This is a genomic window from Blautia sp. MCC283 (genome assembly GCF_018785565.1).
Taxonomy (GTDB): domain Bacteria; phylum Bacillota; class Clostridia; order Lachnospirales; family Lachnospiraceae; genus Blautia_A.
Window position 1 is genome coordinate 1 of sequence record NZ_WQQB01000005.1, and the last position, 13706, is coordinate 13706.

Here is a 13706-nt window from a genome sequence, read left to right on the forward strand (position 1 = left end):
TATCTTCAATGTATTCCATCCACTCTAATAATTCCTGCATAAATAACACCCCTTTTTCTTTTATTTTACTAGAAAAGGGGGGTGTTCACAATTTATTTACTCATGCGTTTGTCGTGGAAACTTTTACTGTACTTTTTTACTGTACTTTTACCGTCTGCGAAAGCGGATCTCTCCTGCAACCTGCAGTCCCATGGGAAGCAGAAGCAATACTCCATAAGCCCCATAGAACACTGCCGAAAGCGGTGTGATACGGTTCATGATGATCTCCGGATTATATATGATCTCTGTCTGATCCAGCAGTATCCCACAGGCTACCACAGTCAGGCAGAGAAAGATCATCACAACGAAACTCCGGTCCCTGTTGTCAAATCTGTAAATGGAAAAAGCAGTTCGGCCTTTCAGCGAATATCCGCGGCTTTTCATGGAAACGCTGCTGTCCACAAAATCTTCCAGAGTCCAGGTGATCACAATGGAGATCAGGCTGATCCCGTGTAAAAATCTCTGCAGGATATTTCCCTGGCGCACGCCTTTGCCGATCCCTTCTCTGGAAATTTCAATCTTGCGTCCTCTCTCTTTGATCCTTGGCACGCTGCGCAGGAGAATCGACAGAAACAGTGAAAGCCTCGGTGAGATTCTTCCAAAAAGATATACAACTTTATCTGAAGAAACCACCGCAAACATGCAGGAAAAAAACATGATCACCGCTGCCACAGTCACACCAAGCATCAGTCCATACACCAGCGATTCCAGGGTGATCTCATTTCCAATGAAATTCTTTCTCAGATTGGTGATACCGAAATGATGATAAGAAGCGTAATACAGGGCAAACAATACGGCCAGCGGAATCAGGCACAGGTTAAAGATCAGAGCTTTTTTGCCGTTAAGCTTCACAGAATACAGGAATGCCGACACATAGGAGATCACCAGGAACACCGGATGGTGGAACCATATGGTAAATGCAATGGCCGACACAAAATATATCAGGTTTATCACCGGATGGTAACTGTCAAATCTCATCTTCGTCCTCACCCATCATTCCATATTTGATACGGATACGCTCCAGCTTCTCCATAAGTGGTTTGCATAAGATTAAAAGAGTCAGTGCTGTCGCTGTCCCGTGGACAATGTTTACCGGAAGTCCTGACAGATAGATCGCCCCTGCGGATGCCGCCGTGATCACACTGTTCATGGTGAATACGGTGCAGGTATCCAGAATCGGTCCCACAATGCAGAGAATGATCAGAAAACCGATCACTGCTGTACGGACGCGTTTTTTCTCTGTCATGATCCCTTTGCGGGCAAGCAGTCCTGCCAGAAGTCCGCCGATGCCGTATCCGAACATCTGCCATGGAGTCCACGGACCCTGTCCGAACAGAAAGTTGCTGACAAAAGCGCCCAGGGCACCGGTAAGGAAACCGGCTTCTGCCCCGAATGCCATTCCTGTTATCATAATGATCCCAAGCATGGGCTTAAAATGTGGCAGCATCATAAATGCGGCCCTGGAAACAACTGCAATGGCACACATCACCGCAATGGAAACAAGCTCTCTGGCCTGTGGCTTCCGCTTCTCAAAGCTTAAGAAAAACGGGATCATGGAATAAATGATCAGAAGCAGGCTGCAGAGATAATATTTCCGGTCCCCGAAATGCCAGAACAAGATCAGGGTGGCCGGTATCAGGATCAGGATCATTAAATAACTTATAATTCTTTTTGCGCTGAAATATTTTACAGATTCTTTTTGCATAATTCGATCACATCCTCGTTTGTAATGGCATTTTCAAATACATGGCGGCTCATGCGGTTGGCTGCCGTTGTGTAAAAGCTGTTCTGTGAGAAAAAGCGGTTCGGCGTATTGGTTGTAATAATGCTTCCGTCAAAAAACATGCTCACAAGATCTGCATATCTGGCACAGAACTCCACGTCATGGGAAACCATGATGATCGTCACGCCCTGGCTTTTCAGCCGGTCCAGGATCCGGGCAAATTCCAGCTTGAAGAAATTGTCGATTCCTTTGGTGGGCTCATCCAGAAGCAGGATCTTCGGGTTGGTGAGAAGTACTTTTGCAAGGGCCGCCCTCTGCTGCTCACCACCGGAAAGGTCGTAGGGATGATGTTCCAGAAGCCCGGAAATATCGCAGATTTCTGCAACTTCTTCGATCTTTTTCTTTTTTTCCTCTTCTTTTCCGTGGAGCATTTCTTCCAGATCTTCCCTCACGGTTTTCTTTACGAAAAGGCTCTGGGGATCCTGTGGCAGCATAGCCAGCAGACCGTCAAAAAGCTCTCCGGATTTATATTTGTTTACCGGTTTTCCCTGGATACAGATCTTTCCACGGTATGGTTTACAGATGTTGGAAATCGCCTTCAGAGTGGTAGATTTACCGGTTCCGTTACCGCCTACAATGGCGAACAGCGTGTTTTCCGGAACCTGGAATGTGATCCCTTTGAGAACATCCGGGGTGTCCTTCTCATAGCGGAACCAGACTTCTTTTACCAGAACGGCAGGGTCTTTTACATTGTCCGGATCTGTGGTGATCTTTTCAGGTACTGTGGTATATTCCGGTGTTTTGTCTTTAAAAATCCTGCTGAGCCAGTCGCCGCCTTCACGGACTGTCAGCGGACATTTCTGAAATTCCGGTACTGTGGTCCCGTCCTCGCTGATGTAAGAATTTTTTACCCCGTAAAAGATCTGTACAGGTGTGGGCATTGCGGCAAACATCCGGTTATTGCCCTCACGGAGAAATTCTCCGATCTTACGTGGTTCATCGTCCGCGATCACTTTTCCGTCTTCAATCACAACGACTTTATCTGAGGCATAAAAAATGTCTTCCAGCCTGTGCTCGGTAATGATGATGGTGGTCCGCAGCTCCCGGTTGATCTTGCGGACTGTGTTCAGGAAATCCGTTGCCGCGATAGGGTCCAGCTGGCTGGTGGGCTCGTCCAGGATCAGTACGCTTGGCTGCATGGCCATGATGGAAGCCAGGTTCAGAAGCTGTTTCTGGCCACCGGAAAGCTCTGTTACATTCTTGTGGAACCAGCCCTGGATGCCGAAATAGCTGGCCATTTCCGCCACACGGAGACGGATGGTCTTCTGATCCATGCCAAGACTCTCCAGCCCAAATGCCAGCTCATGCCACACCTTGTCTGTGACAATCTGGTTATCCGGATTCTGCATAACGTACCCAATTCTGGACGACTGGGTCCGAAGATCCGCATCTTTCAGAGGTTTTCCTTCAAAAAATATCTCGCCCTCTGTTTTTCCGTGAGGCGCAAGTACGCTTTTCAGATGTCTTAAGAGTGTGGTCTTGCCACTGCCGCTTTTTCCGCAGACTGTGACATACTGGCCTCTCTCGATCTTTAAGTTAATATGGGAAAGAGCCGGCTTCTTTTTTTCTGTAGGATAATAGAAGCTCAGATCTTTGATCTCAAAATGTGCCATATGATTTCCTCCGTAATATTAACTGCTGTAGGAAGAGCCAGAAACGCTCCGTAGGCAACTGCTCCTACAACGGTATATGGGCTCATTGCCACCAGAAATTCCGGTGTGTACTGCGCGCTGCTGCCGCCCATGATACAGCAGAAGATCACAATGGCAAGAAAACCCGCCATGATCGCCAGCAGGATCTTATCTCTTTTTTCAAAACGGTACAGGGAAAATGTCGTTCTTTTCCCGGTACCAAACCCACGGCTGCGCATACTGTCTGCCATGATGATGCCGCCTTCCAGAGCCCAGGAGGTCATCGCGGATACGATGGTCAGTCCATGCTCTGCTTTTTCTTTTGTGGTTCCATTCTCTGCGGACATGCCGATGCTTTTTCTTGCATTGCCGATCTGCGCGATCTTTTTTTCGTAGTTAGGCAGAAGACGCAGGATCATCGTCAGCACCAGCGAAACCGATGGAGCTGCTTTTCCAAACAGGTACAGGAACTTATCGCTGGTCATCACAAAACTGTAGGAAGCAAACCATAAAAGAATGGTCACTACCATCGCAGCAAGGCTTGTTCCGTACGCAAGTGCCTCCAGCGTGTAGGGCCGGTCGTTCCACCAGGTAAAAAGAACCCTGTCTCCGTAGGTGTTAAACAAAGGATTGATAAAGGACAGCATGAGAAAAAGCGGAATCATTCCAAACAGAAAACTCTTCGCCTTTCTTCCTTTTACGGTAATGTAAAAAGCCGCTGCTGTGATTGCCGAAACTGCCAGAAAAACCGGATGGATCAGCATCATCCCCAGCAAAAACGCGCCAATATAAAAGGTAAAATTGATTACCGGATGAAAGGTGGAAAAAGTATCTTTTTTTTCATTCATTTTTATTTTTCACCTTTATCCTTCTTTTTTCTGCGGCTGTCCGCGATCTGTACACCGCCCAGGATCACTACCAGGATCAGCGCTGCTCCGCCGGCTGCGATCCACGGCCATACCGGTTTCTTCTTTTCCTGCCCGGAAAGTATCTCGTCGGAATCTCCCATAAATCCTACGATTCCGTAAGAAGAAAATTCTGCCGCGTCAAAGGAAATATAGCTGTCTGATATCTTTCCTTTCAGGAATTCCACTTTTCCCTTATCTGTGATATGTACGATCATACAGCTCTTATAATCGCCCAGATCTGCCATTGGAAGCTGCACCTTCAAAATGTCCTTCGGCTTCCAGTCATCCCCGGTAAGGGTATCTACAAAATGAATTTCATTCAGGGAAAGTACCTCGGATTTTTTGCCCAGGACTTTCTGGATGGTCTCCACTTCGCTTTCGTCTGCGATCTTTGGATTTACCACCATTTGGACATACCACGGTAATGCCTCATCCTTGTTGTCATCCAGATTCGTTCCGGTAGCCTGGTCAAAATGATATTTTTCACCAAGAGCGGTAAGAAGCTTTTGGAAGGATTGATAGGTTTTCTCTTCCTGAACTGCTTTCTTTTCCCCTTCGGAAAGTTTCTCATAATTTTTCCAGGTTTTTCCAAGTTCTTTGATCTGCTTTTCGGAATAATCATCAATCTTTGACGGATACGGATCTTTTCTCTTTTTGTCGAAAAACGTCTTCATTTCGCTGACAACTTTTTTGGATGCCGTTGTCTCAGTTGCTTTTGTTTCGGCTGCAGACGTCTTGGAATCTGTTTTATTGGAATTTGCTTTTTTGGTACTTGCAGTGCTCTTCTTGGCGGAAGATTTGCTGCTTCCTGTTTTGGAAGAGGATTTGCTGCCGCTTCCTACAGTTGCTGATTTGGTGGAACCTCCGGCAGATTTTGTTTTGGACGGATTCGCTGCCCCGGGAGTTGCCGTTGGTTTCGGTGTTACCAGATTTACCTTGGAACCCGGTTTTCCTGACGGGCCGGATGGTTTTGTGGTAGGTGTGGGTTCTGTTGCTTTTTTTAACTGCTGCAGTGCCTTCTCCGCTGCTGTCAGAACAGAATAGTTTGTAACCTTCTTTTTCTGAGCGGAAGAAAGGGAATTATAGGCTGTTTTTGCATCTGTAATCTTTTCTTCACTGGACAATGTTACTTTTCCGATCTTTGAGATCAGACCTTCCACATACTTCACTTCCACATCCTGAGCCTCCGCATAGGCTTTGAGAAGCTTATCCTTATTTGTCTTGGAGATAACCGCTTTCTGTGTGGAATTCAGTCCATTGTATGCGGCATATGCAGTGATCACTTTCTGGAAATTACTCATGGTGATCTTTGACGGAAGTGCCTCGATCAGTTTCGTCACTTCTGCCGCTTTTTCCTTGTCTGATTTGATCGCCACATCGGTCATATCATAAAGGGAATTTTTCCCGTTTTTCATTCGGCTGTATGCAGTCATTGCGTAGTATGCCTGTTCCGTTGCCATCTGGTCATAGCCATTTCCGGCAACATGAAGAAATCCCTCTTTTCCGTCGTAGTAACTTAATAATCCCTGAAGAAGGGACTTTCCGTTTTTGATAAAGCGGGAATCCTTATCACAGTCGATACCAAGTGCCGAAAGTCCGGTCACTACCTGGGAACAGCTCTCGGAGGTGCTGTGTCCCATAGTTCCGAAAGTTCCGTCCGAAAGCTGCATAGAGGAAAGTTTTTTCAGCGCTCTGTCTACTGCCGCTTTTACGGAAGAATTACTCTTATAATATGGTGCCAGAGCCTGCAGTGCCATTCCTGTCACGTCACTGTCTGCTCCGCCCATGATGCTCCATCCGCCGCCGGATACTTCCTGCGACAGAATGTTGTTGATCAGTTTTTCCCTGGTTGTCTGCGTTTTTCCGACCGCTGCTTTCGGGATCTCATAATCATGGCTGTCAAAGGCGATCAGAGCCCATATCGTTCCGTTAACTCCCTGCCATACTGTCTGGTCGAAATCGGACAGCGGCTGCAGAAGATTGTATCCTCCTACATCGGTAACATCTTCTCCAATGGCTGTAAGCGCCAGAACTGCCCTGGAATATTCCGTATATTTTTTATCATGGAGTACACCTTTTTTCTGTTTCACCACATCCACAAGATTGGATTTATAACGGCTGTAAACCGATGCGTCCACAGGCTGGCCGCTTCGCATAAGGCCGATCACCATCCATTCACCGCACAGCGTTCCGTTTACAGGTGCGCTTTTTTCTGCCATGAATGCCAGATGTTCTCCGGTTTCTTTATAAATGGTATTAAAACTTGCCGTATTGGAAGCAGAAGCTGCCTCTGCGTCTCCGGATGAGAAAAGTTCCTCTTCCGTATCCTTTGCCGCGGATTTCTCCTGAGCCTTCTGTGCTTCTGATACTTCCAGTTCCGCCGCGTCTTTCTTTTTCAGAGTTACGGCATAAACATCTCCGTAACCTTCCTGATCCTTTGCAGTAAAAAGATAGGTCTCCTGATTTTCTTCCAGGTGACAAAGGTAAGAATCTCCGTCTACAGGAGTCCAGTCCTCATCTCTTTCTCCTTTTTCGTAATAGGTCAGATCATCTCCGTCCGGATCCTGAAAGATCTCACTGAGAGAGACGTTCCAGTAACCTTCGGTTTCGTAAGTTTCACTTTCCGGGATGTCTTCCTGACGTTTGGGAAGATGATTCTCGGAATCGTTTTCGGCGATATCCGTGTCTTTTTTATCGGTATCTTCAGCGGCAGGATCTTCATCTCCGATGTTCTCACCACCAGATTCTCCGGTATTGTCCTCTTCGTTACCGGTGTTCTCACCAGCTTCATTGCCGGAATCTTTCCCGTCATCAGCCGCATTTCCACTGTCTTCACTTCCGGAATTTTCGCCGTCCGGATCCGCATCTTTTTCGTTCCCCGAATTTTCTGCGGTATCACCTGATGTATGATCTGCAGCCGGATCTTCTTTATCCAATGCTGCCGGATCCTTCTGCTCTCCGTCCTTTTTCCCATCTGTAGCATCCGATCCACTATGGTCTTCAGCGGACGGATCTAACACCTGAAGACAGACAGTCTTACTTTCTACGTAAGCGTTTTCGTCTGTTTCTTCTGAATTCCAGATCCGGACTTTGTAGTAGAAGGTTCCGGCTGTATCTGTAGCCGGTGTATACTCCTGTGTATCTTCATACTCCGGCTGGCTGTTTTCCCCCTGCTGTTCCCCGGTCTGTTCTTCTTTTGTCTTTTCCTGGCTGTCGGACTTTTCTATTTTGTAAAAATTCTCGTTGTCATCACTTTTCAGCCACAGATATTTCAGCTTGCCGGATTCTTCCGTCTGAACCTTTAAAGGCTCTGCCTTTTCATTGAGATCATATGTAATGGTCTCCTCCGACAGGTCCTCCGTGATCACCGGCAATTTTTTTTCTGCTGTGTCAGAAGCTTCTGATCCAAACGATCCGAAATCGGAACTTTCGTCTGTTTCTGCCGCCATAATTGAAACAGGAGCTCCCGGCTGCCCCACAAGAGCAGCCGTCAGCATCAGTGCCAGAAATTTTTTTCTCTGCATATCTTTTACTCCCTTTGCTGTCACTCACCGTTATATTCCGCACCGACATCCGCGCCAAGACCATTGCAGGTAAAGCACCACACAATGTCGTCTCCGTCCTCCAGTGTGTACTTGGAACATCCGTAATTCGGGAACCATCCGTTTACTTTATACATCCATCCGGACTGTGCTCCACAGTCAAATTCATACAGGTTGTTGATTCCCTGAATATAGTAACTGTCATACATAGGCGTCCAGGAATATTCCAGCTGGATTCCGGCGTACTCACAAACTCTCTGAAGTACTTCAAAAACGGTTTCTCCCTCTGTAAACTCTACGGTACTGGTATCCAGGATCACTCCGTTTGCCGGCACATAAGCTTCTTTTCCGGCTGTCAGATTGTCCATATTATTAAGGATGGTATCGCAGAGGATCGTGATGGTACACTGCTTAGTATCCTGAGAATCCCCGTCACCGGAACCATCATCAGAACTGCCGTCATCGGATACATCTCCATCACTGCCTGCGGTGTCTTCTCCGGAAGAATCCGTCTCATCCTGAGAAGCATCCGGTGTGTATTCCTGTGTTGTGTTCTCTCCGCTGCCTGCAGTGTCTGCGGTATTTCCGTCTGTTGTATCGGAATTCTGTTTCGCAGATCCATCTGCAGACTTTTTATCATCCGATTTTTCTGAAGTCTTCGGAATCTTGTTTGTAGAATTTAAACTCTTCTCAAGAGCTGCTTTCTTCTCTGCGGCTCTGTCATCCAGAACTTTCTGAAGTTCCTCCGGTGTAAAACATAAACTGTCTTTATCTGCGCATCCCAGCAGCTGCTGGATCATATATTCATTTAATGCTCCTGCTGAGATCTTACTTGTTTCTACTTTCCAGCTTCCGTCCTCACTTTTTGTCATCTGAGCACTTTCGCCGGCTGTTACGGTTGTGGTTTTTCCGTCCGCTCCGGCCAGTTCCACTTCATCCTTAAATACATACACAGCGCCGCTTCCGGACTGTGCGCTTACGGAAAAGACTCCTGTCTCAAAGGTAAGCGTATTTTCATCAAGAGCGATCTCTGCTTTTCCCACAGAATCCGTAAGATCCGCAAAAACCTCTCCCTGATCCGCAGTAAGTTTCAAATTGTTTTTTTCTACGGATTCCGCAGTAAGTTTCGTATTTGCGTTAAGTGAAAGTGTATTGTTTTCTCCGGCTGAAAGCTCCGCTGTGGTTCCGTTCTTCGTCTCAAGAATATCTCCGGCTCTCAATGCCACATTTTTTTCCAGGCCGTAGCCCACACCGTTTCTCTGAATATTGGCCACACCTTTTACGTTCTTTGTCATAAGAACGCTGTCCGATCCTTTATCAAACCATCCTTTCAGATTTCCCACTGCCATCACTCCGCATCCGGCAATGACCAGGATCAGTACTACCATGATCACATTAAACAGCGTCTTTTTCCTCTTACTTTCCATTCTTCCTCCTTTTCTCTGCACAAAAAAAGCAACAAAAAAGGTAACGGAAAATAATCCCTCTTTTCCAAGGGGATTCCATTACCTGATAGATGTTCCTATGCGCAAACCAATGCTTCTACCTTACATGAAAGAAAAACCGCCCGCCGACTGTACGGCATCGCACTTACATGTACAGGAATCACACCTGTTTGCACGTCTTTCTTTTCTATGAAATTTTATACTGAAATTATAGTTTATTTCCTCTTGTCTGTCAAACGAAAACCCGGAAAACAATTGTATCTGTCCTTTTTCTGTGATATAATAATCAGACACCCAAAAATATTAAATATAGACGTTTTCAAGTTCCGGTTTTTTCCTGCAGAAAACCGGATTAAAAGGGAATAAGGTGAGAATCCTCAACAGACGTGCTACTGTATTTGCTTAGTTTATCCGTGAACCATTGTACTTTATCGTATGAGAAGGGGATAAACGTGACTGCATAAGTCAGGAGATCTGCTTGGAAATACTGCCGGCTATTACACGTATGATAAATAAATGGAGAATTCTTTTTTGACATCGTATCTGCCTGTGATGCGGTGTCTTTTTTTATGTTAAAGGAGACTTTTTTATGTCAGGTACTTATTACAGATCCAGTCGTGTCATTTCCAAAAACAACGCAAGAAACTATCTTTCCTCAAATGTAAAGATCCCTGCGCCAATTGAATATATCGCGTCGGAAGCTTTTCAGAAAAAGACCAAGATCTCCTCTGTCTGTTTTCCGGACACGCTTAAAAATATCGGCGCCAGAACCTTTCAGGGCTGCACTCTTCTGAAAGAAGTATTGCTTCCCACCCAGGTGGAAAATATGGGATCCAACGTATTTTCTCAATGTAATTCCCTGAAAAAAGTCATTCTTCCTCAGGCACTTTCTTCTATCCCGAGAGCCGCCTTTCAGGAGAACCGAAAGCTTGGATGTGTGATCTTTCCCCATGATTCACAGATTTCCCGGATCCGCTCCGAAGCTTTTTCACAGTGTACCTCCCTGGAATCCCTTCAGCTGTCTTCCGCACTTACCCTCATCGAGGACCGTGCTTTTTACCGCTGTAAAAATCTCCGTTCCGTGGATTTCCCGGAAGGTCTGAAACGTATCGGAAAAGAGGCTTTTTATTTTTGTGCCATAGAAGAACTTCATCTTCCCCAGTCCCTGGAATTTTTGGACGAAAGCGCATTTTTTAAGTGTATGAATCTTACTTATGTCTGTCTTCCCACAAATATCCATTATATCGGCAAATGGGTATTCCACGGATGTAACCGTATGAAATATCTGGAGATCCGACACGATCCCGATTTTATCGGGCCATGGATCATCAACCGTGCCTGTACCATCCGGTGTTATAAAGGTTCCAAAGTAGATGAGTATTGTAAGGAATTTGATTTTAAAGTTGAATATTTATGATCAAATGATCAAAAGCGGCATTTTTTCACATTTCATTCTGTGAAAAAATGCCGCTTTTATTTTTCAGGGGATAACAGCTTTATTTAACTGTTACCTTGCATGTTACTTTTTTGCTTCCGCTCTTTACGGTGATCACTGCTGTTCCTGCTTTTTTTGCTGTGATCACACCTGTGCTGCTTACGGTTGCCACGTTCTTATTGGAAGAAGTGTAAGTAATCTTCTCACCGGATGTGAACGGTGTACGTACCGGTTTCAGGGTTGTCTTTGCTCCTTTTTTCAGAGTAAGGGCAGATTTTACACCTGTGATCTTTGTTGTTTTTACTGTAGATTTCTGAACAGTTACTGTGATATAAGCTTTCTTTCCGCTCTTTAAGGTTACGGAAACTTTTGCTGTACCAGCTGTTTTTCCGGCTTTGATCACACCTTTGCTGCTTACAGTTACGATTTTTTTGTTGGTAGTTCCCCATGCCTTTACAGCATCACCGTTGGCAAGTCCTGTTACTTTCACTCTGGATGTGGACTGATTTACTTTCAGAGTGATCTTTGTTGCGTTCAGTTTCAGGGTTGGAGTCAGTTTTTTGCCGTAAGGTCTGGTTGTCTTTGTTTTATAACCGCATTTGGAGCAGACTTTTGTCTGTACTGCCGGTTTGAATACGGTTGCTTTTGTTGTTGTTTTCCAGGTGTAAGTATGTCTTGTCTTCGGGATACTTACTGTCTTTGTTGCGCCGCAGACTGTACAGGTATATGTTTTCACACCTGCTGTTGTACAGGTAGCTGCTTTTGTTACTTTACCTTTGTCATAGGTATGTGCTGCATATCCGTTCTTTCTCTCATTGCTGGAGATGTTGCACCAGGAATTTTCGTTTTTGGAATTTGCACATTCATGCCAGTGGGCGTTTTTGTCAAATGTCCATGCTGTCTCCCAGACATGATTCTCTTCTTCCGGATAGTAGTCTGTGTAATGAAGAACGATCTGGTCATTGTTCTTTACTTCCTGCTCGGAAACTCCAAGATCCGGATAAGAGCCGTTTAATGTATACATCCATCCGCTGTATTTTCCGTTTGTAAACTCGCCAAGTGTAACATCACCTTTTGTGATGGACGCAATGTAGTTTCCGGATGGATTCTCGCATGTCATGTTGTTGGCAAGTAATGCTGCGTCAATGACATCTTTTGCCGTAGAGCCTTCTACAACGGTATACTCACTCTGCTCCAGCCAGGTCTCCAGATTTCCTGCATAGTAGGTATGATACTGATGATCTTTATCACTGTCGTGAACCTGGTCACCTAAGATCGTAAGGGAAACTTTGATCTTCGGCACTACCAGTTTGGTAAGCTTATCTGCATCTGCACCGAGAGGATCATCGGTACGGTTATGCTGTGCTTTCGTTGCACCGGAAATACTTGGTCTTCCGTTTTCTGAATTGTAATAAGTTACGCCTTCCACAGGTGTGGGATTTGCATAATTTGTATCAACGAAATCGATCGCTCCGATTCCTTTTACATCTTTACAGGTATACTCATTGTTCTCGATGATGTTGTATTTATCAATACCTTTGATGTAACCGATCACACCGCCGACACGTGTTCCGTTTGTTGCGCTTACCGTTCCCTCAAAGGAGTTGTTCTGAATATACTGGATACCGTTGTCCCAGCACTGTACCATACCGGTCTCAGAACCAAGGATACCACCTACATAGTCATTTCCTGTGATCGTTCCGTTGGAATAGCAGTCCTGAATCGTTACACCTGGTGTGTTCGGCGCAGAAGATTCACCCCACCGTGTTCCGCCGTATCCGCCGCCGGAAATACCACCTGCGTAATTTCCGCTTGCAGTTACGGTTCCGTAGAACTTACAGTTTTTCAGTGCATAGGTTCCCATAGACTGACCTTTGTTTCCGCTGATACCGCCTACGTATTTTGTTCCGTAGACATCTGCGTAACTTACGCAGTTCTCGATAGTTCCGTTGAAGTCACCACCAAAGGAACCGATATTGGACTGTGCTTTGTCATATCCGATCACAACACCTTTTTCTACAGTACTGTTGGTGATGGTGATCTGGTTCTGTCCGGATGCATATCCTCCGATAAATCCGGATTTCAAAGTCTGTGTTCCTGCTTTTAAAGTTACATTGTCGATCTTGATCGGGTTTCTGGAACTGTAATCAACCTCATAATTACAGACAACACCGTCAGACGCGATCTGCTCTCCATAGATATTCAGATTTTTCAGAGTAGAATCTGCTACATAACCAAGAAGACATTTCTCCCCTTTCGGTACTGTCAGCAGATGGTTGTCTCCGTCCAGATTTCCCTGGAATTTGGATGTTTTTATTCCAATCGGAGTCCATCCTTCCGGAAGTGTGATATCCTCTGTAAATTTCAGATACTGGTTTGCAAAAGTACCTTTTCCGTTGTTTACATAATCTGCAACTGCCTGAATGTCAGCTGTGGATGTAACCAGGTACGGATCTGCCTCTGTACCGGTTCCTGCCAGTGTCAGATCTCCGCTTTCCTCACCATCTGCAAATGCTGCTACAGCCTCTCCTGCGGAAAACGGATCTTCGCTCTCCTGTGTGGAAACAGCTGCTGCGTCTTCATCCTGTGAAAGATCTTCTGCGTCATCTGCTTCCAGATCAATGCTTTCTGCGTCATCCTCCTGCTGTTCCGGAACGTCCTCCTCTGTAGCTTCCTCTGTTACTTCTTCTGCGTCAACCACATTTGTGTCTGTGAAATCAGCGGCCCAGGCAGATGCCGGAGCAGTGCCGATCATAGCACTTGCAAGAAGAATACTGAGAATTTTTTTGCGTTTCATAACCTTTCCTCCTTTTGATTTTTCGGTGACAGCTTTCTTTTTTGCTGTTTTAATTGAAAGATCATGATGCCACGAGGGCAACAAAAAAGGTAACAGAAAAAGTCCCTTACGGGATTTCTGTTACCT

8 protein-coding genes and 1 riboswitch are annotated in these 13706 nt (G+C 45.6%); of the genes, 1 reads left to right on the top strand and 7 read right to left on the bottom strand.

Going from position 1 to position 13706, the window contains the following annotated elements:
• Positions 1–147: 147 nt before the first annotated feature.
• The 6 genes from GPK81_RS01385 to GPK81_RS17815 are packed head-to-tail and all read right to left on the bottom strand — an operon-like array spanning position 148 to position 9330.
• Positions 148–1017 carry an energy-coupling factor transporter transmembrane component T gene (locus tag GPK81_RS01385; protein WP_178745732.1) on the bottom strand — a complete coding sequence of 290 codons (870 nt, stop codon included), beginning with the start codon at positions 1015–1017 and terminating at the stop codon, positions 148–150.
• Positions 1007–1744, bottom strand: a complete 738-nt coding sequence (locus tag GPK81_RS01390; protein WP_178745735.1) for an ECF transporter S component — start codon at positions 1742–1744, stop codon at positions 1007–1009. Before GPK81_RS01390 ends, GPK81_RS01385 begins: the two co-directional genes overlap by 11 nt.
• Complete coding sequence (locus tag GPK81_RS01395) at positions 1726–3435, bottom strand: ABC transporter ATP-binding protein (RefSeq protein ID WP_215706391.1); 1710 nt, start codon at positions 3433–3435, stop codon at positions 1726–1728. Before GPK81_RS01395 ends, GPK81_RS01390 begins: the two co-directional genes overlap by 19 nt.
• Positions 3408–4301 carry an energy-coupling factor transporter transmembrane component T gene (locus tag GPK81_RS01400; protein ID WP_118070816.1) on the bottom strand — a complete coding sequence of 298 codons (894 nt, stop codon included), beginning with the start codon at positions 4299–4301 and terminating at the stop codon, positions 3408–3410. The genes GPK81_RS01395 and GPK81_RS01400 overlap by 28 nt, the downstream gene beginning before the upstream one ends.
• Before the next feature lie 2 nt (positions 4302–4303).
• Positions 4304–7885, bottom strand: coding sequence for a prenyltransferase/squalene oxidase repeat-containing protein (locus GPK81_RS01405; RefSeq protein ID WP_118070814.1), 3582 nt, complete (start codon positions 7883–7885; stop codon positions 4304–4306).
• 20 nt (positions 7886–7905) lie between these two features.
• Positions 7906–9330: a DUF4430 domain-containing protein gene (locus GPK81_RS17815; protein ID WP_021976319.1), complete on the bottom strand. Its 1425-nt coding sequence runs from the start codon at positions 9328–9330 to the stop codon at positions 7906–7908.
• A 322-nt stretch (positions 9331–9652) separates the two neighbouring features.
• Positions 9653–9844, top strand: a riboswitch (cobalamin riboswitch).
• A gap of 93 nt (positions 9845–9937) precedes the next feature.
• Between GPK81_RS17815 and GPK81_RS01415 the strand changes: the two genes are divergently transcribed.
• Entirely contained in the window at positions 9938–10765 is an 828-nt protein-coding gene (locus GPK81_RS01415) for a leucine-rich repeat domain-containing protein (RefSeq protein ID WP_118062212.1), read from the top strand.
• A 79-nt stretch (positions 10766–10844) separates the two neighbouring features.
• Here GPK81_RS01415 and GPK81_RS01420 read toward each other — a convergent pair whose 3' ends face one another.
• Entirely contained in the window at positions 10845–13580 is a 2736-nt protein-coding gene (locus GPK81_RS01420) for a DUF4430 domain-containing protein (protein ID WP_215706392.1), read from the bottom strand.
• Positions 13581–13706: the final 126 nt, after the last annotated feature.

Bases quoted from the DNA above. Each gene is read 5' to 3' on its own strand.
- GPK81_RS01385 (WP_178745732.1), bottom strand. From the start codon at position 1,017: ATGAGATTTGACAGTTACCATCCGGTGATAAACCTGATATATTTTGTG.
- GPK81_RS01390 (WP_178745735.1), bottom strand. From the start codon at position 1,744: ATGCAAAAAGAATCTGTAAAATATTTCAGCGCAAAAAGAATTATAAGT.
- GPK81_RS01395 (WP_215706391.1), bottom strand. From the start codon at position 3,435: ATGGCACATTTTGAGATCAAAGATCTGAGCTTCTATTATCCTACAGAA.
- GPK81_RS01400 (WP_118070816.1), bottom strand. From the start codon at position 4,301: ATGAATGAAAAAAAAGATACTTTTTCCACCTTTCATCCGGTAATCAAT.
- GPK81_RS01405 (WP_118070814.1), bottom strand. From the start codon at position 7,885: ATGCAGAGAAAAAAATTTCTGGCACTGATGCTGACGGCTGCTCTTGTG.
- GPK81_RS17815 (WP_021976319.1), bottom strand. From the start codon at position 9,330: ATGGAAAGTAAGAGGAAAAAGACGCTGTTTAATGTGATCATGGTAGTA.
- GPK81_RS01415 (WP_118062212.1), top strand. From the start codon at position 9,938: ATGTCAGGTACTTATTACAGATCCAGTCGTGTCATTTCCAAAAACAAC.
- GPK81_RS01420 (WP_215706392.1), bottom strand. From the start codon at position 13,580: ATGAAACGCAAAAAAATTCTCAGTATTCTTCTTGCAAGTGCTATGATC.